This is a genomic window from Streptomyces arenae (assembly GCF_022343545.1).
Lineage (GTDB): Bacteria > Actinomycetota > Actinomycetes > Streptomycetales > Streptomycetaceae > Streptomyces > Streptomyces humi.
Window position 1 is genome coordinate 165,775 of sequence record NZ_JAKQYH010000072.1, and the last position, 13,227, is coordinate 179,001.

A 13,227-nucleotide genomic window follows, 5' to 3' on the forward strand; every position below is an offset into this window, starting at 1 on the left:
CGTCAGGGTCGGCCCGGGCGGAGGGCCACGGGCCCGCCGGGTACCCCTGGCACCGGTGCGGCAACCGGCCGCGCCGGTCCGGCGGCCGGCTCGTGTGCCTGCCGTGCCGACTCCCGCAGCGCCGCGTCGCCGAGGATGTCGGCGGCCGTGCGGGCCAGCGCCTCCGTGGTCGCGAGAAGGACCTCACGGGCCCGCTCGGACGCCGCCGCGGCGGCGAACTCGGGGGTGTGGTCGGACCCGTCCTCGTCCATGATCGCCACGAAGGGGTGGATGGCCGGGACCCGCCCGCTGACGTTGCCGATGTCGGAGGAGCCCAGGTACACGCCCGCCGCGGGCGGTGTCAGGGCGATGCCCGTCCGTGCCAGGTGCGCCGCGAAGCCGTCGGAGAGCGGCCGGCTGTCGCGGAAGTGCTCGTAACGGACCGTGGCACGTTCGACGGTGACGGTCGTGCCGGTGGCCCGGGCCACGCCGTCGGCGCAGGTGGCCAGCCGCCCGGCCAGCTCGTCCAATGCCGTGGTGGTGGCGGCGCGGAGCCCGAACAGGCCCTCCGCGTAGGCGGGGACCAGGTTCGTGGCGGTACCGCCCTGCGTGACGATGCCCTGGATGTGGGAGGCCTCCGGCAGCCGGCGTCCCAGCGCGGACAGCACGTTGAACAACTCGACGAGGGACGCGAGGGCGTCGATGCCCTCCGTGGGGTTGCCGGTGGGGTGGGCGGCCCGCCCGTGGAAGCCGACCCGGTACTGCTCCTGCGCCGTCAGGGGCGCGCGTGCCCAGTCGTGGACGCCCGGGTGGAACATGAGCGCGGCGTCGACGTCGTCGAACACTCCGGCCTCGGCCATCAGGGCCTTCCCGCCGCCGCCTTCCTCGGCCGGGGTGCCCACGGCCAGCACCGAACCGGCGTCGACGGGCAGGGCGGCGCGGGCGGCGAGCGCCGCTCCCAGGCCGGCGGCGGCGATCAGGTTGTGGCCGCAGGCGTGCCCCAGGCCGGGCAGGGCGTCGTACTCCAGCAGCAGGGCGACCGCCGGGCGGCCCTCCCCCGCGCGGGCCACGAACGCGGTGGGCAGGCCCGCCGTGCCCGGCCGCACCCGGAAACCCGCGCGGTGCAGTTCACCGCTCAGCAGTGCGGCGGCGCGCCGTTCGGCGAAGGCGAGTTCCGGATCGGCGTGCAGCGTCGTCGCCACCCGCCACAGGTCCTCGGCCCGGTCCGTGACCTCCGCGTGGATGCGCCGGTACACGGCGTCGGCTGTCTGGGGCATGTGTCCTCCCGGGTCCGCGGGGCGGGACCGCCCGGCCCGGCGCCCTCGGCCACCCGGGTTCCGCCGTACGCGCGGTCGACACTCCGGCCTCACAGCCAGCCGTTGCGGCGGAAGGACCGGTACAGCCATCCCGCGCCGAGGGCCATCACGGCCAGCGCGCCCGGGTAGCCGTAGCGCCAGTCCAGCTCGGGCATGTGGGCGAAGTTCATGCCGTAGATGCCCGCGATCAGGGTGGGGACGGCGAAGATGGCCGCCCAGGCGCTGATACGGCGCATGTCGTCGTTCTGCCAGGTGCCCACGGTCGCGAGGTGCGCGTCGAGGACGGAGCCCAGCAGGTCGTCCAGGGCGGTCACCTCGGTGCCGGTGCGGGTGACGTGGTCGACGACGTCACGGAAGTACGGCACGAGTTCGCGCGGCCAGTCGGTCCCCGGCCCGGTCAGCGACTGCATGACGGGGACCAGGGGCTGGACCGCGTCGCGGAACTCCACCACCTCACGCTTGAGCGAGTAGATCTGCTCGGTCAGGTCCTGGCGGACCGGTGAGAACACGCACCGCTCCAGCTCGGTGAGGTCCGTGCGCACCTGGGCGGCCGCCTCGGCGTAGGCGTCGACGACGACGTCCGTCACCGCGTGCAGGACGCCGGGCGGTCCGAGCCGCGCCATGGCCGGCTGCGCGGCGAGCCGGCGCGCCGCCTCCGCGGCCGGGTCGCTCGCCCCGTGGCGCACGGTCAGCGCGAAGGACGGACCGAGGAAGATCATGACCTCGCCGGTCTCCACGTCGGCGGTCCGCTCGACGAACCAGAGCGTCTTCACGGCCACCGCCAGCACCTCCCCGTAGCGCTCCTGCTTCGGCCGCTGGTGGGCCTGGACCGCGTCCTCGACGGCCAGGGGATGCAGGTCGAGGTGTTTGCCCAGCCGCTCGAGTTCCTCCTGGGAGGGGTCGCTCACCCTGATCCAGGCGAACTCGCCCGGCGCCAGGGCGCCCAGGCGGTCCAGGGTCGCCCCGCACCCCGCGTCCTCCTGGCCGCAGTCGATCCGCTCGCACGCACCCGTCCGGGTCTGGTAGATCTCGCATTCCATGCCCTCCCGGGTGCTTCCGTGAGCGCGTTCCATGCCTGTCGGGCCGTTCGGCGGCGCAGGAGCGGCGTAGGAGCGGCGTCGGGGGGTTACCCGGTGCGCATGCAGAGACTTCACATCCCCTGGCGGAAGACATCCCGGGACGACGACGCGGGCCCGGAACGCGAGGTGCCGGCGCCCGAGGAGGCGGGACCGGGGCCGGAGGTCGAACGGCGGGCGCCGGACGCGCCGACGAAACTCCCGAAGCGGGCCTGGGGCGCCGTCCTCAGAGGCGCCCTGCACGAGTTCAAGGACGACGAGCTGACCGACCGTGCGGCGGCCCTGACGTACTACGGCGTGCTGTCGCTGTTCCCCGCCCTGCTGGTGCTGGTCTCCCTGCTGGGCGTCGCGGGCGGCTCGGCCATCGACGCGGTGCTGCGCAACATCCGGAAACTCGCGCCGGGGGCCGCCCGGGACATCATCACCCGGGCCGTGGAGCAATTGCAGGGCAAGGCGGGTGCCGGGTCCGTCATGGCGGTCGTCGGCCTGGTGCTGGCGCTGTGGTCCGCCTCCGGCTACGTCGCGGCGTTCATCCGGGCCGCGAACACGGTGTACGACATCCCGGAGGGCCGCCCGCTGTGGAAGATCCTCCCCCTGCGGGTGGTGCTCACCTTCACGCTGATGGTGATGGCGGTCCTCAGCGCGCTGATCGTGGTCTTCACCGGCGGCATCGCCCGGCAGGCCGGCGCCGCCCTGGGGATCGGGGACAGCGCGCTGACGGTGTGGTCGGTCGCCAAGTGGCCGGTGCTCGTCCTCCTGGTCACGCTGATGATCGCCGTCCTGTACTGGGCCAGTCCGAACGCGAAGGTCAAAGGGTTCCGGTGGATCACGCCGGGCAGTTTCGTCGCCCTGCTGATCTGGCTGGTCGCCTCCGCGGGTTTCGCGTTCTACGTGGCGGGCTTCGCCTCCTACAACAAGACCTACGGCACCATGGCCGGCGTCGTCGTGTTCCTGGTCTGGCTGTGGATCACGAACCTGGCCGTCCTGCTGGGCCTGGAGTTCGACGCCGAGACCGCGCGCCAGCGGGCCGTGGCGGGCGGACTGCCGCCCGAGACCGAGCCCTACACCGAGCCTCGCGACACCCGGACGTGGGACGAGGAGGACGTACGCCGGCTGGACGAGACGTGACGTCCGGGCCGCCCGGGCCGTCGCTCACCGCACCGTCGACCGGATTTACTGAAGATTGGTTGAACAGTCCAGACTGATAAACCTAACGTTAGTACATGTGAGGACCGACACGGCCGCCGGTGAGGGCGGCGCACCCGGCCCGGACGACGACCCCTCCCGGCTCGCCGCCGAACTCCGGCTCGCGGTGGGACGGGTGACCCGTCGCCTGCGGCAGGCCCACGCCGTCGGGGACATCTCGCTCTCCGGGGTGTCCGTGCTCGCGCGGCTCGCCGCCGACGGATCCGACTCGCCGACCTCGCTCGCCGAGCTGGAACGGGTACGGCCGCAGGCCATGGCGAGCACCCTCGCCCAGCTCGAACAGCGCGGTCTGGTGGGCCGCACCCCCGATGCCGCGGACGGGCGGCGCAGCATCGTGGCCGTCACCGCGGAGGGGCGGTCCGTGCTCGCCGAGCGGCGTTCGGAGTCCGTCCGGCGGCTCGCGGCGGTGCTCGACGAGTTCTCCGCGGCGGAACGGGCGACCCTCGCGGCGGCCCTGCCGCTGCTCGGCCGGCTGGCGGAACGGCTGTGACCGCGCCCCCGCCGCCCGGCGCACCCGGCGGCCCGCGCTTCGGATCATGGGCCGGCGCGCTGCGCTCGGCCCGGCACAGGGACACTCCCCCGGGGCCCGGCTACAAGTGGGTCGCGCTGTCCAACACCACGCTCGGCGTGCTGATCGCGACCATGGACGCGTCGATCGTGATCATCTCGCTGCCGGCGATCTTCCGCGGGATCGGCCTCGACCCGCTCGCGCCCGGCAACATCGGCTACCTGCTCTGGATGATCCTGGGGTACCTGCTGGTCTCCGCCGTGCTGGTCGTCGTACTCGGGCGGCTCGGCGACATGTTCGGGCGGGTGCGGATCTACAACCTCGGCTTCCTGATCTTCGCGTGCGCCTCGGTCGCGCTGTCGCTCGACCCGTTCCGGGCGGGGGCCGGCGCCCTGTGGCTGATCCTGTGGCGGATCGTGCAGGCGTTCGGCGGGTCCATGCTCACCGCCAACTCGGCCGCCATCCTCACCGACGCGTTCCCGGCCCGGCAGCGCGGCACGGCCCTCGGCATCAACCAGATCACCGCGCTGGCCGGGCAGTTCCTCGGACTGCTCGCGGGCGGCCTGCTGGCCGTCGTCGACTGGCGCGCCGTGTTCTGGGTGAGCGTCCCGGTCAGCATCACGGGCACGGTCTGGTCGTACCTGAGTCTCCGGGAGACCTCGACGGGCCGTCCCGGCCGGATCGACTGGCTCGGCAACCTCACCTTCGCGGTGGGCGCCGGCATCCTGCTGGCCGGCATCACCTACGGCATCCAGCCCTACGGCGGCAGCGCCACCGGCTGGGGCAACCCGTGGGTGCTCGGCGGCCTGGTCGGCGGTGTCGTCCTGCTGCTGGCCTTCTGCGTCATCGAGACCCGGGTCGCCGAGCCGATGTTCGACCTGGCCCTGTTCCGGGTGCGGGCGTTCGCCGCGGGCAACCTGGCCGCCCTGCTGACCGCGATCGCGCGCGGCGGGCTCCAGTTCATGCTGATCATCTGGCTCCAGGGCATCTGGCTGCCGCTGCACGGTTACGACTTCGAGGACACCCCGCTGTGGGCCGGCATCTTCATGCTGCCGCTCACCCTCGGCTTCCTGGTCGCGGGTCCGGTCTCCGGGTACCTGTCGGACCGGTTCGGCGCCCGGCTGTTCTCCACCGCCGGACTGGTGGTCGTCGCCCTGTCCTTCCTGGGTCTGCTGGCGCTGCCCGTGGACTTCGACTACGGGCTGTTCGCGGCGCTGCTGCTGCTCAACGGGCTCGGCCAGGGCATGTTCTCGGCGCCCAACACGTCCTCGATCATGGGCAGCGTGCCGGCCGAGTACCGGGGCGTCGCCTCGGGGATGCGCTCCACCTTCCAGAACTCCGGTACGGCCCTGTCCATCGGGGTGTTCTTCTCACTGATGGTGTCCGGCCTCGCGTCCTCGCTGCCGGACACGCTGCGGAACGGGCTCACGGCGCACGGCGTGCCGGCCGGCTCCGCCGCGCACGCCGCGTCGCTGCCACCGGTGAGCACGCTGTTCGCGACGTTCCTCGGCGACAACCCGGTCCAGCACCTGCTGTCCTCCGAGGGCGTCCTCGGCCGGCTGTCCGCCGCCCAGCGGTCGGTGCTGACCGGCCACACCTTCTTCCCGCGGCTGGTGTCCGGCCCCTTCCACCACGGCCTGGGCATCGTCTTCGGTGTGGCCGCGGGCATGGCCCTGGTCTCCGCCGTCGCCTCCGCGCTGCGCGGCGGTCACCGCGGTGCCGAGGACCGCCACTCCCCCGCCGCGCGGGTCACCGCGCGTTCAGAGCGGTGAGGACCCGGTCCGGGGTCAGCGGCAGGGTGCGCAGGCGGCTGCCGGTGGCGTGGTGGACGGCGTTGCCGATGGCGGCCGGGGTGCCGACGATGCCGATCTCGCCGATGCCCTTGCTGCCCATGGGGTTGAGGTGCGGGTCGTCCTCGTCGATCCAGTGCGCCTCGATGTCGGGGACGTCGGCGTGCGCGGGGACGTGGTACGAGGCGAGGTCGGCCTCCGCGAAGTCGCCGTACGCCGGGTCCAGGGTGCTGCCCTCGGTCAGGGCCATGCCCAGGCCCATCGTCATGGCGCCGACGAACTGGGAGCGCGCGGTGCGGGCGTTGAGGATGCGGCCGGCCGCGTAGACGCCGAGGAGCCGGCGCACCCGGACCTCGCCGGTGACGGTGTCGACGGCGACCTCGGCGAAGTGCGCGCCGAACGCGTGGCGGGCGTAGGGGCAGTCGGCGTCGGCCCGCCCGGAGGTGTCCGCGCGGACGCCGATCCCGCGCTCGGGGAGCGGGCCGGTGTGGTCGGCGAGCCGGGTCAGCAGCCGGGCGCAGGCCTCGTGCACGGCCGAGCCCCAGGAGGCGGTTCCGGAGGAGCCGCCGGCCACCGGCGCCTGGGGCAGGTCGCTGTCGCCGATCTCGGTGCGGACCCGGTCGAGGGGTACGGCGAGGGCGTCGGCGGCGATCTGGGCGAGGACGGTCCGGGCGCCGGTGCCGATGTCGGAGGCGTTCACCCGGATCTCGAAGGTGCCGTCCGGCAGGGCCGCGGCGGTGGCGGCGCACGGGGAGACCATGACCGGGTAGGTGGCGGCGGCCACGCCGGTGCCGGTCAGTACCGGGCCCTCGGCGTGCCGGACGTGGTGGTGCCAGTCGAAGCGGCGGGCGCCCTCGCGCAGGCACTCCACGAGGTGCCTGCTGCTGAACGGCAGGCCGCCGGCGGGCTCGCGGTCGGGTTCGTTGCGGATCCGCAGTTCGACCGGGTCCATGCCGAGTTCGTCGGCGAGTTCGTCGATCGCCGATTCCAGGGCGTACATCCCCGTCGCCTCGCCGGGCGCGCGCATCCAGGACGGGCTGGGCACGTCCAGCGGGACCACGTGGTGGACGATGTCCAGGTTCGGGGTGGCGTACATGACCCCGGAGGTGGTGCCCGCCAGTTCCACGAACGACCTGACCGGCGAGGTGTGGGTGGTCACGTCGTGCAGCAGGGCGGTGAGCCGGCCGTCCGAGGTGGCGCCGAGCCGCAGCCGGCTGAGGGTGGGGGCGCGGTGGCCCACGGCGGTGGGCATGCGGCGGCGCGGCCAGACCACCCTGACGGGCCGCCCGGTGTGGCGGGCGGCCAGGGCGGCGAGGACGACGTCCGGACGCGCGGAGCCCTTGGAGCCGAAGCCGCCGCCGACGTGCTCGGCGCGTACGGTGATCCGGTCCACGGGCACCGCGAACAGCCCGGCCAGCACGCTGCGGACGTCACTGGTGCCCTGGCTGGAGGTGTACACGGTCAGCCGGCCGCGGTCCCAGGCGGCGGTGCTGGCATGGGGTTCCATCGGGTGGTTGTGCAGGGGCGGGGTGCGGTAGGTGACGTCCACCCGGACGGCGGCCTGGGCGAAGGCGGACTCCGGGTCGCCGTGCCGGTGCCGGGCGGGCTGGCCGCCGTTGGCCTCCTCGGGTTCGTGGGCGCCGGGGTGGCCGGGGGTGAGGACGACGTCGTGCTCCGCGGTGTCGTAGGAGACCCGCACGGCGTCGGCTCCGGCGCGGGCCGCCTCGGGGGTCTCGGCGACGACCAGGGCGACGCACCAGCCGCGGTGCGGTACGTCGGGGTTCTGGAGCAGGGCGAGGGTGGTGTCGTCCGGTTCGGCCAGGCGCGGGGCGTTCTCGTGGGTGAGGACGGTGAGGACGCCGGGGACGGCGCGGGCCGGGCCGGTGTCGATGCCGGTGATCCGGCCGCGGATCACGTCGGCGGGCACGGCGCGGGCGTGTGCCAGGCCGGGCAGGGGGTGCTCGGCGGCGTAGCGCGCGGCGCCGGTGACCTTGGCGAGCCCCTCCCGGCGCTCGGCCGGGGCACCGAGGGCGGTGCGGGCCATGGACATACCTCCGGGGTCAGAGCGGGGCGGGCGCCGGCGCGAGCCGGGTGAGCACGTCGAGGGCGAGGTTGTGGGCGAGGGGCACCTTGTAGGCGTTGTCCGGCAGCGGCCGGGCGGCGGCGAGTTCCAGGTCGACGGCGCTGGCGAAGACCCCGGCGGTGGCCGGCTCGCCCAGCAGCGCCGCCTCCGCGACCCGGGCCCGCCAGGGGCGGTGGGCGAGCCCGCCGAAGGCCAGGCCCACTTGGCTGACCAGGCCGTCGGCGACCCGGATCACGACGGCGACGGAGGCGAGCGCGAAGGCGTACGACGCCCGGTCGCGGGCCTTGCGGTAGGCCGAGGGCGCGCCGGCCGCGGCGGCGGGCAGCAGCACCCCGGTGATCAGCTCGCCGGGGCGGATCTCGGTGTCCCGTTCGGGCCGGTCCTCGGGCAGCCGGTGGAAGTCGCACACGTCGACGGTGCGGGTGCCCTCGGGGCCGTACAGCTCGACCCGGGCGTCGAGGGCGGCGAGCGCGACGGCCATGTCCGAGGGGTGGGTGGCGATGCAGTGCGGGGAGGTGCCGAGGACGGCGTGGTCGCGGTGGACGCCGGCCAGGGCCCCGCAGCCGCTGCCGGGCTCGCGTTTGTTGCACGGTTTGCCGGGGTCCTGGAAGTAGGTGCAGCGGGTGCGCTGGAGGAGGTTGCCGCCGGTCGTGGCGACGTTGCGCAGCTGGCCGGAGGCGCCGGCGAGGAGGGCCTGGGACAGCACCGGGTAGCGGTCGCGGACCAGGGGGTGGGCGGCGAGGTCGCTGTTGCGGACGGTGGCGCCGACGCGCAGGGTGCCGTCGGGCAGTTCCTGGAGCCGGTCCAGTGGGAGGCGGCTGACGTCGATCAGCGCGGTGGGCCGTTCGACGCCCAGTTTCATCAGGTCGACGAGGTTGGTGCCGCCCGCCAGGTAGCGGGCACCGGGGTGGGCGGTGAAGGCCTCGACGGCCTCTTCGGCGGTGCGGGCGCGGACGTAGTCGAAGGACCTCACGGGATCACGTCCTCCACCGCCTCGACGATGCGGGGGTAGGCACCGCAGCGGCACAGGTTGCCGCTCAGTCGCTCGCGGATCTCGGTCCGGTCCAGCGGGACGGGCCGGCCGGAGGGCAGCGCGGGATCGGTGACGTGCGAGGGGTGTCCGGCGGCGGCCTCGGCGAGCGCGCCGAGCGCCGAGCAGAGCTGACCGGGGGTGCAGTAGCCGCACTGGAAGGCGTCACGGTCCTGGAAGGCCCGTTGTAGCGGGTGCGGGCCCTCGCCGTCGGCGGACAGGCCCTCGACGGTGGTGATGTCACTGCCGTCGAGGGACACGGCGAGCAGCAGGCAGCTGTTCACCCGGCGCCCGTCGGCCAGCACGGTGCAGGCACCGCACTGGCCGTGGTCGCAGCCCTTCTTGGCGCCGGTCAGGTCGAGGTCCTCGCGCAGCACGTCCAGCAGGACGCGCCGGTGGTCGAGGAGCAGGGTGTGGGGTTTGCCGTTGACCCGGAGGGTGGCTGCGGAGCGCTGGATCTCACTGTCCATGACGTGCCTGACTTCCGGACGGTCCGTACTGCCGTCCAGGCCGGGTATCCAGGTCACGCCGTCCCACACGTACCGGCACCCCCGGGTGGGCGCGGGTGACCCGGTGTGTCCGACGGGTCACCCGCGCGCCGGTCAGGGGTACGAGACGAGGTTCGCCACGTTGTTCGAGGAGTTCGACGGGCCTCCGGTGTTGTTGACGACGTGGCTGATGGTGCCGGTGCCGCCGAGGGAGACCGTCACCATGTCGGTGAAGCGCACGTTCGAGTTATTGGGTGCCTCGATGGCGTGCGCCGCGACCACGCTCGGGTTGACGTTGAAGTAGCAGTAGCTGCCGAGGCCGAACGCCTGGTGGCTGGTGACCGAGTCGGCGACCTTGTAGGCCGCGTAGCCCTGCGTCGAGCCGTTCATCCAGGCCGCCTGGTTGGGCGGGTCGTACGGCATCTCGTTCTGGTAGAAGTACGTCCGGCCGCCGTTGCCGTTCCAGATCGTCTGGTACTTCTGGAAGTGCTCGACGAACAGGCCGTACATGGTCACGTTGTCGCCGTTGACGACCAGGCCGGTGTCGGCGGTGTTGCTGGTCCAGCCGACCCCGCTGCCGTGGTCGGCGCGCCAGATCCACATGTGGTCGCCGATCACGTTGTCGCTGTTGACGACCAGGCTGGTGGTGGCCTTGCCGACGCCCGCGCCGCCGACGCGGAAGTACACGTCGTGCAGCGCCGTCGGGTCGGCAGCGTGGGACGCCGAGGAGTTGCCGGGGCCGACCTCGACCAGGGTGGCGGAGTTCGTGGTGCCGGCGTCGAAGAGCAGGCCGGCGATCTGGACGCCGTCGACGTCGGCGACCTTCAGGGCGGTGATGCCGTTGTCCGGGACGAAGGTGGCGAGACCGAGGCCCAGGACCACGGTGTCGGCACGGTTGATCTGCAGGGTCTGATCGAGGTGGTAGACACCGGGGGTGACCAGGAGGTTCTTGCCCGCCGTCAGGGCCGCGTTGATCTGGGAGGCGGTGGCGCCCGGCTTCACGACGTAGAAGCTGTCCAGGGACAGGGAGCTGCCCGCGGCGGAGCCGGAACTCCAGCTGGTGCCGGAGGTGTTGGAGCGCGCCGACGGCACGAACACCTGGTAGTTGCCGGAGCCGTCGACGTAGAGGAACGGCTTCTCACGGGTCACCGGGCTCTGCGCGACCGTGGTGTCCGGCGGGCTGGGGAAGCTGTTGGACGGGACGCCCGTGCTGCCGACGAAGACCATGTTCCAGTTGGAGCCGGTCCAGCTGCCGAGCTGCGAGTTGCGGGTCAGCCACTGCTGCTGGCTGCCGGAGTTCACCTGCCCGTTGACCTGGCTGTCGGCGATGAGACCGCCGCTGGACCAGCCGCCGTCGTCGAGGGCGAGGTTGCCGCGCAGGTGCATCCGGCGGTAGGCCGCCGCCTGCGAGACCGCCCAGCGGTCGCTGCCGCCGGTCGGGTTGACGGACAGGTTCTCGGCGCCGCGCCAGAAGTTCTGGGTGGCGTTGCCCTGGAACCAGTCGGCCTCCGCGTGCACCGCGCCGTTGATCGAGACCGCGTCCGGCGTCAGGCCCAGGCCCAGCACCTGCGTGTAGAAGCCGACGTTGACGTCCGCGCTGTAGGCGCCGGGCTTGAACAGCACGGCGTAGCGCTGGGAGCCGAACTGGTTGGTCTGCTGCTGCTGGAAGATCGAGTCCAGCTTGCTCTGGATGGTGGCGGCGGACATCGACGGGTCGAAGACCACCACGTTGGAGCCGAGGTCGGGGTTGCCCGTCTGGGCCACGGGCACGACCTGGAAGCGCTGCGCGGCGGTGCCGTTGCACGTGTACTGCACGAACTGCACGCTGTCGGCGGTCGAGGCGCCGGGATCGTCCAGGCACTTGCCGCTGTTGCGGTTGACGAAGTGGTAGGCGCCGCCGCCGTCGTCGACGGGCAGCCACTGCTGGTTGCTGCCGCCGCCGTAGGTCCACAGCTGGACGGCCGCGCTGTCGGCGGTGGAGACACCGGTGACGTCCAGGGCCTCGTTGGTGTTGTTGCCGTTGTTGATCCGGACGTAGCCGTCGCTGGTGGCGGTGAGACTCCACTGCTGGGCGGTGGTGTTGTTGCAGGCGTACTGCTGGACGACGGTGCCGTCGGCGGTGGCGGCGGCCTTGGCGTCGACGCACTTGCCGCTCGCCGCGTTGAGGAGCGTGACGTTGCCGGTGGGCAGCGTGGCGGCGGACGCGGGCGCGGTGGCGCCCGCCGCGGTGAGCAGGGAGGCGGCGACAACGGCCACCGCGGCGGCGGCCGTTGCTCTGCGCCGCCGGGGAAGGCGAGACACGGGTTCTCCTAGTTCGGGAAGGTGCGAGAGGTACGCGGGGGTCAGCCGGTGTATCCGGCGAAGACCTTCGTGTAGTCCCAGTTGGACTGGCTCACGCCGGAGCAGCTGTCGGCGGAGCCGCCGGTGCAGGGCCGGTCGCGGTTGGCGGACCAGAAGGTGAGCCGGGCCAGGTGGTGCTGCTGGGCGTAGGCGAGGATGGTCCGGAAGTCGTTCACGGTCACCGTCTCGTTGTTGTCGGTGATGCCGTTCATGGACGAGATGCCCATGTCCCGGTAGGCCGTGTCGTCGCTGTAGCCGTACGCGTTCTTCAGCGCGTTCTTGAGGCCCTCGGCCGCCTGGGTGGTGAGGTTGCCCATGTTCTGGCCGGCGCCGCCGAAGTCGAACGGCATGATGGCCCAGGCGTCGACGGTCAGCCCGGAGGACGCGGCCCGGTTGATCAGGCTGGTGTCGGGGCCGCTCTGCCCGGTGCCGATGGTGATGTAGACCTTCAGACCGGAGTTGTTGGCCTTCACCGTCTTGAGCGCGTCCACGACCCGCTGCTGCACGGTCCCGTTGCTGTAGGCGTCGGCCTCCAGGTCGATGTCTATGGCTCTGAGCCCGCCATAGGCGTTGATGACCTTCTGGTACGCCGCCGCCAGCTCGCTCGCGCTGGAGCAGGAGCTCTCCAGCTTGTTGCCGCTGTAGCCGCCGAACGACGGTATGACGTCACCACCGTTGGCACGCACGGTGGTGATGGTGCTCTGGTCGACCCCGCCGGTCAGCGCCCGGCTGCCGTCCCACTGCGGGTTGCAGTAGCCGTTGCTGAGCACGAACGCGAGCGTGTAGTACTTCACGCCGGTCGCGTTGGTGATGGTGGTCGGGCTCGGCGGGTCGCCCCAGCCGTTGTACAGGTACGGCGCCACGGCCATCGGCGAGGAGGGCGTGCCGCCGTCGCCGGAGGCGGGCGCGGTCCACTTCTGGTTGGCGCCGCCGGAGCAGGTCCAGATCTGGGCGCGGGTGCCGTTGGCCGACGAATTGCCGGTCGCGTCCAGGCACTTGTTCGCCTGCGGGTTGACGATGTCGTGGGCGGCCGTGACCGTCCACTTCTGGTTGGCGCCGCCGGTACAGGTCCACAGCTGGGCCTGGGCGCCGTCGGCGGTCGAGTTGCCGGTCACGTCCAGGCACTTGCCGAGGGCGCGGACGGTGCCGTCGCTGCCGACGGTCCACTGCTGGGCGGCGGTGCCGTTGCAGTCGTAGAGCTGGACGGCCGTGCCGTCGGCGGAGTTGGCGCCGGCGACGTCGAGACACTTCCCGGCGAGGCCGGTGATGGTGCCGGTGGCGGCCTGCGCGGGAACGGCGGTGAGCAAGCCGGCCGATACGGTCAGGGCGGCTATGGCGACAGCCGTGGGCAGAGGTCTGGCCATTTGGGGGGTGGCCTTTCACGCGGGGGGATACCGCACGGTATGTGCTC

General features: G+C 72.8%; 10 protein-coding genes. 3 read left to right on the plus strand and 7 right to left on the minus strand.

Annotated elements, in window-relative coordinates; translation table 11 throughout:
• Positions 1-2: 2 nt before the first annotated feature.
• Both MB828_RS34940 and MB828_RS34945 read right to left on the minus strand, forming a co-directional pair.
• On the minus strand, positions 3-1,256 hold the full coding sequence (locus MB828_RS34940) for an amidohydrolase (protein WP_301651686.1): 1,254 nt from the start codon (positions 1,254-1,256) through the stop codon (positions 3-5).
• 89 nt (positions 1,257-1,345) lie between these two features.
• Entirely contained in the window at positions 1,346-2,335 is a 990-nt protein-coding gene (locus MB828_RS34945; protein WP_301651687.1) for a magnesium and cobalt transport protein CorA, read from the minus strand.
• A gap of 99 nt (positions 2,336-2,434) precedes the next feature.
• Here MB828_RS34945 and MB828_RS34950 point away from each other — a divergent pair, with 99 nt between their 5' ends.
• The 3 genes from MB828_RS34950 (at position 2,435) to MB828_RS34960 (ending at position 5,857) form a co-directional block, all read left to right on the plus strand.
• A complete protein-coding gene (locus tag MB828_RS34950) occupies positions 2,435-3,499 on the plus strand; it encodes a YihY/virulence factor BrkB family protein (protein ID WP_301651688.1) in 1,065 nt (354 codons plus the stop codon).
• A gap of 97 nt (positions 3,500-3,596) precedes the next feature.
• Positions 3,597-4,067: a MarR family winged helix-turn-helix transcriptional regulator gene (locus MB828_RS34955; RefSeq protein WP_301651689.1), complete on the plus strand. Its 471-nt coding sequence runs from the start codon at positions 3,597-3,599 to the stop codon at positions 4,065-4,067.
• A gap of 152 nt (positions 4,068-4,219) precedes the next feature.
• Positions 4,220-5,857 (plus strand): MFS transporter, encoded by a 1,638-nt coding sequence (locus tag MB828_RS34960; RefSeq protein WP_430381476.1) that lies wholly within the window; start codon positions 4,220-4,222, stop codon positions 5,855-5,857.
• On the opposite strand, the gene MB828_RS34965 is transcribed toward MB828_RS34960, so the two are convergent.
• The 5 genes from MB828_RS34965 to MB828_RS34985 form a co-directional block, all read right to left on the minus strand.
• The gene (locus MB828_RS34965) at positions 5,835-7,925 is read right to left on the minus strand and encodes a xanthine dehydrogenase family protein molybdopterin-binding subunit (RefSeq protein ID WP_301651690.1); all 2,091 of its coding nucleotides are present in this window, start codon (positions 7,923-7,925) and stop codon (positions 5,835-5,837) included. The two genes, MB828_RS34960 and MB828_RS34965, sit on opposite strands and share 23 nt — an antisense overlap.
• A 10-nt stretch (positions 7,926-7,935) precedes the next feature.
• Entirely contained in the window at positions 7,936-8,931 is a 996-nt protein-coding gene (locus MB828_RS34970; protein ID WP_301651691.1) for an FAD binding domain-containing protein, read from the minus strand.
• Positions 8,928-9,458 (minus strand): (2Fe-2S)-binding protein, encoded by a 531-nt coding sequence (locus MB828_RS34975; protein WP_133022512.1) that lies wholly within the window; start codon positions 9,456-9,458, stop codon positions 8,928-8,930. Before MB828_RS34975 ends, MB828_RS34970 begins: the two co-directional genes overlap by 4 nt.
• 132 nt (positions 9,459-9,590) lie before the next feature.
• Complete coding sequence (locus MB828_RS34980) at positions 9,591-11,777, minus strand: RICIN domain-containing protein (RefSeq protein ID WP_301651692.1); 2,187 nt, start codon at positions 11,775-11,777, stop codon at positions 9,591-9,593.
• Between the two features lie 41 nt (positions 11,778-11,818).
• Positions 11,819-13,180: a ricin-type beta-trefoil lectin domain protein gene (locus tag MB828_RS34985; protein ID WP_301651693.1), complete on the minus strand. Its 1,362-nt coding sequence runs from the start codon at positions 13,178-13,180 to the stop codon at positions 11,819-11,821.
• Between the last annotated feature and the right edge of the window lie 47 nt (positions 13,181-13,227).